This window comes from Streptomyces sp. NPDC005899 (assembly GCF_040629645.1).
Taxonomy (GTDB): domain Bacteria; phylum Actinomycetota; class Actinomycetes; order Streptomycetales; family Streptomycetaceae; genus Streptomyces.
In genome coordinates this window covers 1-6,955 of sequence record NZ_JBEXWB010000332.1, presented here as the reverse complement: position 1 = coordinate 6,955, position 6,955 = coordinate 1, and the positions used below count along the sequence as shown (strand labels likewise).

Annotated in this window: 8 protein-coding genes and 1 riboswitch; of the genes, 2 read left to right on the top strand and 6 right to left on the bottom strand. The window is 72.9% G+C overall.

What is annotated here, in order from left to right:
• The 6 genes from ABZ371_RS26710 to ABZ371_RS26685 all read right to left on the bottom strand — a co-directional run.
• Positions 1–785: urease accessory protein UreD (locus ABZ371_RS26710; protein WP_358684110.1), on the bottom strand; the 785-nt coding region annotated here is incomplete at its 3' end.
• The gene (gene ureG / locus ABZ371_RS26705; protein ID WP_358684108.1) at positions 782–1,459 is read right to left on the bottom strand and encodes an urease accessory protein UreG; all 678 of its coding nucleotides are present in this window, start codon (positions 1,457–1,459) and stop codon (positions 782–784) included. The genes ureG and ABZ371_RS26710, both read right to left, overlap by 4 nt.
• A gap of 44 nt (positions 1,460–1,503) precedes the next feature.
• On the bottom strand, positions 1,504–2,169 hold the full coding sequence (locus tag ABZ371_RS26700; RefSeq protein ID WP_358684106.1) for an urease accessory UreF family protein: 666 nt from the start codon (positions 2,167–2,169) through the stop codon (positions 1,504–1,506).
• A gap of 17 nt (positions 2,170–2,186) precedes the next feature.
• Positions 2,187–3,908, bottom strand: coding sequence for an urease subunit alpha (locus tag ABZ371_RS26695; protein ID WP_358684104.1), 1,722 nt, complete (start codon positions 3,906–3,908; stop codon positions 2,187–2,189).
• On the bottom strand, positions 3,901–4,212 hold the full coding sequence (locus ABZ371_RS26690) for an urease subunit beta (protein ID WP_358684102.1): 312 nt from the start codon (positions 4,210–4,212) through the stop codon (positions 3,901–3,903). Before ABZ371_RS26690 ends, ABZ371_RS26695 begins: the two co-directional genes overlap by 8 nt.
• 13 nt (positions 4,213–4,225) lie before the next feature.
• On the bottom strand, positions 4,226–4,528 hold the full coding sequence (locus ABZ371_RS26685) for an urease subunit gamma (protein WP_358684100.1): 303 nt from the start codon (positions 4,526–4,528) through the stop codon (positions 4,226–4,228).
• A 945-nt stretch (positions 4,529–5,473) separates the two neighbouring features.
• Between ABZ371_RS26685 and ABZ371_RS26680 the strand changes: the two genes are divergently transcribed.
• Together ABZ371_RS26680 and ABZ371_RS26675 are read left to right on the top strand one after the other, a co-directional pair.
• Positions 5,474–5,782, top strand: a complete 309-nt coding sequence (locus ABZ371_RS26680; RefSeq protein WP_358684098.1) for a hypothetical protein — start codon at positions 5,474–5,476, stop codon at positions 5,780–5,782.
• A 378-nt stretch (positions 5,783–6,160) separates the two neighbouring features.
• Positions 6,161–6,338, top strand: a riboswitch (cyclic di-AMP (ydaO/yuaA leader).
• Positions 6,339–6,341: 3 nt separating this feature from the next.
• Entirely contained in the window at positions 6,342–6,812 is a 471-nt protein-coding gene (locus tag ABZ371_RS26675) for a C40 family peptidase (protein WP_358684096.1), read from the top strand.
• The last annotated feature ends 143 nt before the right edge of the window (positions 6,813–6,955 follow it).

The window sequence follows — 6,955 nt, the reverse complement described above, 5'->3', positions numbered from 1 at the left end:
CTCCCCCGGCGGACTGCCCACCCTCCGTCCGGCAGCCCGGACAGTGCTTCGTCCAGTACCTGGCGCAGCAGCCTGGCATCGGCGGCGAGGGCCGTCACGAGTACGGCGGGTCCGGCCAGGGGGGTGAGCACGGCGCCGGCGCCGAGGAGCGCCGGCTCGGCGGGCGCCTCCCCGAACACCGGGTCGACGACCAGCAGCTGGCCGACGGCCCGGTGTCCGCCCAGGACCGCCGCACCGTCCCAGCCGCCCGGTGCCGCGGGGCCGTAGGCCAGCCTCTGGTCCAGAAGCGGTCGTCCCGCGAGCCGGACCGTGAGCCGGGTGGCGAGGCTGCCCGTGTGCTCGCCGTGCCGTCCGAGGATCTGCTCCTCCCGCAGCACCAGGCGCGCGCCCGGAGCGAGTTCGACCCGGGTCGTCATGTCCAGCTCGCTGCCGCGGGCGGAGACGAGCTGCTCGGGGAGCCAGCGGAGCACCGCCCCCTCCCCCACGCTCAGCGTGATGTCGTACGACGCGGGACCCGCGTCCGGCCCGGGGCCGGGAAGAGCCACGGTGGCCGCGGCCGAGTCGACCGTCAGCCGGGCCCCGGCGTCGGCCCGCACCTCGACGGCGAGCCGGTCACCGCCGAGGGGCGCGGTCATCGCACCGACGACGGTGACGCGCGCGTACGCGGCCTCGGGCGATCTGGTCCGGCGTACGGCGAGTGGGCCGTCGCTCTCCAGGACGGGCAGCGCCGTGGAGCCGCGTCCGTCGGGGACGGCGGTGATCCGGGCGGTCGCCTCGACGCTCATGCGGCCCAGGCGGCGAGCTGCGCCCGCACCCAGTCGGCCACGGGCGCGACACCGTCCGCGGTGGTCAGGGAGGTGAACAGGACCGGGAGTTCACCCCGCTGGGCGGCTGCGTCCAGGGCCATCCTCCGCAGGTCGGAACCGACGTACGGGGCGAGGTCCGTCTTGTTGATGACGAGGAGGTCCGCGGTGGTGACGCCGGGGCCGCCCTTGCGCGGGATGTCGTCGCCGCCCGCGACGTCGATGACGAAGATCTGGGCGTCCACGAGTCCTCTGGAGAAGGTCGCGGTGAGATTGTCGCCGCCGGACTCGACGAGGATCAGGTCCAGCGGTCCGACGGAGTTCTCCAGGTCCTCGACGGCTTCCAGGTTGGCGGAGATGTCGTCGCGGATGGCGGTGTGGGGGCAGGCGCCGGTCTCGACGGCCTGGATGCGTTCAGGCGGCAGCACCGCGTTGCGCAGCAGGAAGGCGGCGTCCTCCTGGGTGTAGATGTCGTTGGTGACGACGGCTATGGACAGCCGGTCGCGCAGGACGCGGCACAGGGCGGCCACGGTCGCGGTCTTCCCGGAGCCGACGGGCCCGCCGAGACCGATGCGCAGGGCACGCCGGGCTCCGTCGGGGCGTGCGGCGTCGGCACTGACGGCGGCGGGGCCCTGGTGGCTGTGGTCGAGGTGCATGGGTGCGGCTCCTGATGGGGATCGGCGGTGGGGCAGGCGGTGGGTCAGGACGCGAAGAGCCGGACCGGCCAGGCCGCGTGTGCCTCGGCGGTGATGTCGAGAAGCGGGGCCGATGCGGCGGGCAGGGCGTCGATGCCCTCCCGCGCGGCTGCGGCGGCCTGTTCGGCGACCCGGTCGAGTGCGGGCACGAGGCGGGCGAGGACGGCCGTGGCCTCGAAGGGGTCCAGGGAGAGCAGGCGGACCACGGCGGTGGCCGGGCCGCTGACGGTCTCGTACGCCACGCAGTGTGCGGCGTCCTCGGGCCCCAGACCCGCTGCCCGTGCGGTGAGGCCGAGGACGACGGGCTGGTGGGCGCCCCGCGGCCGGGCCGCGGCGAGGGCCTCCAGCCCGGGACCCGGCCAGGTGGCGCGTGCCGCCCGCATCAGTTGGCGGCCGAGTCTGCGTTGTACGGTCCGCAGGGCGGGCGACGGGGTCCGGGCGTCGGCGGCCTCGTCGAGGGCGAGCGGATCCAGCCCGTGGGCCGCCGCGGCGGCGAGTGCGGCCGCGGTGAGGCCGGTGGTGTGCAGCCGGCCGAGACAGAAGTCCGCCAGGCTCCGGGCGTCCCGGATGCGTCCGGCCCTGACGGCCGGCTCGGCCCCGCCGGAATGGGCGTGACCGCCGGCGGGGAAGCGGCCGTCCGCGAGGACGAGGAGGGCGGCGCGTGTGGTCATGGGATGCCTTCCCGGTCCTAGAAGAGGAAGTAGCGCTGGGCCATCGGCAGTTCGGCGGCCGGCGCGGGCTCGACCCGCTCCCCGTCGATGGTGACGGTGAAGCTGTCGGGGTCGACGTGGACCCGCGGCAGCGCGTCGTTCTCCCGCATGTCGGCCTTGGTGATCCCCCGGGTGCTGGTGATCGGTACGAATCGCTTGCCGAGGTCCAGCCGCTGGGGCAGCCCGTCGGTGACGGCGGCTTCGGCCACGAAGTTGACGGAGTTGGCCGCGGGCGCACGGCCCACGGCACCGAACATCGGGCGGGGCAGGACGGGCTGGGGCGTGGGGATGGAGGCGTTGGCGTCGCCCATCTGCGCGTAGGCGATCTGACCGCCCTTGATGACCGTCCGTGGTTTGACGCCGAAGAACGCGGGGTCCCACAGCACCAGATCGGCGAGTTTCCCGGTCTCGATCGAACCGACCTCCCGGTCCAGCCCCTGGGCGATCGCCGGGTTGATCGTGTATTTGGCGACATAGCGACGTGCGCGGTGGTTGTCGGCCCGGCCGTCGCCGGGCAGGGGGCCGCGTCGGCGTTTCATCACATGGGCCGTCTGCCAGGTCCGCAGGATGACCTCGCCGATGCGCCCCATCGCCTGGGAGTCGGAGGAGATGATCGAGATGGCGCCGAGGTCGTGGAGGATGTCCTCGGCCGCGATGGTCGAGGGCCGGATCCGGGACTCGGCGAAGGCGAGGTCCTCCGGGACGGCCGGGTTGAGGTGGTGGCAGACCATCAGCATGTCGAGGTGCTCCTCGACGGTGTTGGCGGTGTGCGGGCGCGTGGGGTTGGTGGAGCTGGGCAGGACGTACGGCTGCGAGACCACGGTGATGATGTCGGGGGCGTGCCCGCCTCCGGCGCCTTCGGTGTGGTACGAGTGGATGGTGCGCCCCGCGATGGCGGCCAGCGTGTCGGCGACGAATCCGGCCTCGTTGAGCGTGTCCGTGTGGATGGCGAGCTGGGCGCCCGTCTCCTCGCACACACCGAGACAGGCGTCGATGACGGCGGGGGTCGCCCCCCAGTCCTCGTGGATCTTGAACCCCAGTGCGCCGCCGCGCAGTTGGGAGTGCATGGCCTCGCGGGACATCGTGTTGCCCTTGCCGAGCAGGCCGATGTTGACGGGGTAGGCCTCCAGCGCCTCGAACATCCGGGCGAGGTGCCATGGGCCGGGGGTGACGGTGGTGGCCTTGCTCCCCTCCGCCGGGCCGGTGCCGCCTCCGACGAGTGTGGTGATGCCGGCCGAGAGCGCCTGGTCCACGAGGGTAGGTGAGATGAAGTGGACGTGTGCGTCGATGGCCCCGGCCGTGACGAACAGGCCGTTGCCGGCGATGATCTCGGTCTCCGGGCCGATGACCAGGTCGGGATGGACACCGTCCATCGTGTCCGGGTTGCCCGCCTTGCCGATGCCGGTGATCCGTCCGTCGCGTATGCCGATGTCGGCTTTGACGACGCCCCAGTGGTCGATGACGACCGCCCCGGTGACCACGGTGTCGGGAGCGCCTTCCGCCCGGGTGGCACGCGCCTGGCCCATCGACTCCCGGATCACCTTGCCGCCGCCGAACACGGCCTCGTCACCCGCCAGTCCGGGCCCCCCGCAGCGGTCTTCCTCGATCTCCACGACGAGGTCGGTGTCGGCGAGCCGGATGCGGTCGCCGGTGGTGGGGCCGAACAGGTCGGCGTGGACGGCACGGCTGAGTTCAGGCATCGAGGGCACCTCCGGTGTCGCCACGGAGTCCGGGGACGACGCGCAGGCCCGCGAGCGGGACGAGTTCGACGTCGACCGGGATGCCGGGCTCGAAGCGTACGGCGGTTCCCGCCGCGATGTTGAGCCGAAGCCCGCGGGCGGCCGGGCGGTCGAAGCGCAGCCCCGGGTTGGCCTCGGCGAAGTGGTAGTGCGAGCCGACCTGGACGGGGCGGTCCGCCGCGTTGAGGACGGTGAGACGGGTGACGGGGCGCCCCTCGTTGAAGGGCACCGGGCCGTCCGCGTACAGGATCTCTCCGGGGATCATCGGCGCGCCCCCGTCAGACGATCGGTTCGTGGACGGTGACGAGCTTGGTGCCGTCCGGGAAGGTGGCTTCGACCTGCACGTCGTGGATCATCTCCGGGATGCCGTCCATGACGTCGTCGCGGGTCAGCACCCTTCTTCCGGAGGCCATCAGTTCGGCGACCGTTCGGCCGTCGCGGGCGCCTTCCAGGAGATGCGAGGTGATCAGGGCGATCGCCTCGGGGTGGTTCAGCCGTAGCCCGCGGGCTCTGCGCTTCCCGGCGACGTCGGCCGCCACGTGGATCAGCAGGCGTTCCTGTTCGTGCGGAGTCAGTTGCACGCTTCCACCCCTTCGTCTTCCGCCCGGTACCGGCCCCGGGCGCAGCCGGACCCTATCCACCTTCAACACTCTGTTGAACGCTGAAGTTGATCCCGGGGCCAGGTATTGCACGTTAGGGCGGAAGTTTTTCCATCGCGTTAACTGATCTTTTGCCGGTTCATGCGCGTGGGGCTCGCGGCCGCCGCCCCCGGTGCAGGCGCCGGGCGCCGCAGCCGCAGCGGACGCCGGCCGGCGCGTCGGCGGCGCCCTCGCCCTCGTCGTCTCGCGAAGATCTCGCCCCCATGGAGTCGCTCCGCGTCACCCGCCGGGCCCGTCGTCCGGCAGGGCGGTGCGGAGCGATGCCGTGGCCACGGGGATCGGCCGAGGAGCCCTCGGACGGCCCGGGCCGGTGCCCCGGGACCACCCGATCACCACATCGGGCGGGCGCCGCCGCACGGAGGGCCCAGGCACGCGCCGCGTTCGGCCGAGCGGCCGAGCGGGCGCCGGCACCGCGCTCGGGACCGGCCGTATACGTCACTCGCGCGGAAGCCGGACGAACCCGGCCGCTCCCGGACGAACGGGCGCCGGGCCACCGGCGGTCGGCGCGCCCGGTCGCCGACATGCCCTGCGCGGCGCCCGGGTAGTCATTCAGCGACCCGCTGCGGGCGAGCCGGCGCGGGCCGGCCCTCCCGCGCCGGGACCGAGGCGTGCGCCGCGGAGTCGGTGCGTGCGTCGCGGAGTCGGCGCAGCGCCGTGCCGGCCCCTCGCGCGGAGTCGCCCACCGGGCCGTCAGCGCCGCGTCGAGCGTGACACCGCCGGCGTCGCCCCGGTCTCCGGGGTGTCGCACCGGCCGGTCACCTCATGGAGTACCACGAGCTGTCCCCGCCACCGCGGACCAGGAATCCTCCCAGCCGCCCGCACACCACGAACCGTCCCAGCCGCCGCACACCACGAGGTGATCCCGCCATGCACAACCCCCAGTTCCCGCCACTGCCCGCGCTCACCCGCGCCGAGGGCGAGTTCATCGACTGCTACCTGGGCGTGGTGGACCAGGTCGGCCGGATCAATCCGGCTCGCGGCACCGACACCTACGGTGCCCTTCGGGCCGCACAGGCGCTCGCCTCCCACGCCGTCGCCCTGCGCGACGCCCTGGCCCTGATGCACGAGCGGGGCGAGACGCAGATCCACGCGGCCACCCTGGCCCGTGCTCTGCGGCTGCTGGACGGAGAGCGACGCGCCGGTCGGGTCACCGTGCCACCGCCTGCCACGAGTTGAAGGCCGGCGGGAGGCGACGCTCCGCCCGGTCGCCGAGCCGTTTCGGTTCTGTGACGCTCCTGGGACGACACGCCCGGCGGGGCGAGCGATCTTCCTCCCTCGTTCGGCTCAGGCGATCCCCCTCACAAGGGACGGTTCAACTTGCGCAACAGGCGCGGACACTGAGCGGAATGCGCTGCTCCGCCCCTGGTGCGGGGCTGGTTCGGCACCGGGGTCGACACGGGCTCCGACCCCCGTCCACCCGAACGGTTGAGCCGTGACGACTCTCACATAACGCCCTTTCAGTTCGGAAATCCGGCACCGCGTGAGTAAAGATCCCTGGGACGACAAGCCCCCGCCACCGCGGCGGGGCGGTCCGGGCGGACGCCGAGTCCTGCCGCCGTCCGGATGCCTGGTCGACAGAAGTGGATCGGCAGGAGTGGAGGACCCGAGCACAACGGGCCGCCGGAACACCCGTTCCGGGCAGCCCTCGGGGTGAAGCCGCCGTGTGCGGCCGGGCAACTTCGCCAGCCCGAACCCGACAGGTCATCCTTCACAGGCGGCTGACGAAGGGTTGCGCATGACTGCGCAGGTTCATGTCCCGTCTCTGTTCGCCCGGGTCGGTACGGCCTCGGTCCTCACACTCGCCGTAGGCACCACCATGCTGGCGCCCGGCGTCGTCGAGGACGCCGAAGCGGCGACCCCTTCCACGAAGGCGCTGAAGGTCGCCGCGTCGAAGAAGGGGGCGCCCTACCGGTGGGGCGCGGCAGGTCCCCACCGGTTCGACTGTTCGGGGCTCACGCTCTACTCCTTCAAGAAGGTGGGCAAGAGACTCCCCCGCACGGCCCAGCAGCAGTACAACTCCACTCGCCACATCTCCAGGTCGCATCGGCAACGTGGCGATCTGGTCTTCTTCCATGCGGGCCGCAGCGTGTACCACGTCGGCATCTACGCCGGCGGGGGCAGGATCTGGCATTCGCCGAAGAGCGGCGCGGTGGTCAGACTGGAGAAGATCTGGTCCAGCCGTGTCTGGTACGGAAGGGTCCGCTGAGGCCCGTCGTCACGGATGAGGTGCGCGCGTCATCACGTCCGCGCCGTGCCCGTCGTCGCGTACGCGGCACGCCCGTCGTGGCGTACGCGCCGGGCACGGCCGCCGGACCGCATGCCCGGTCGGCGCGGGAGCGGTGTGATGCC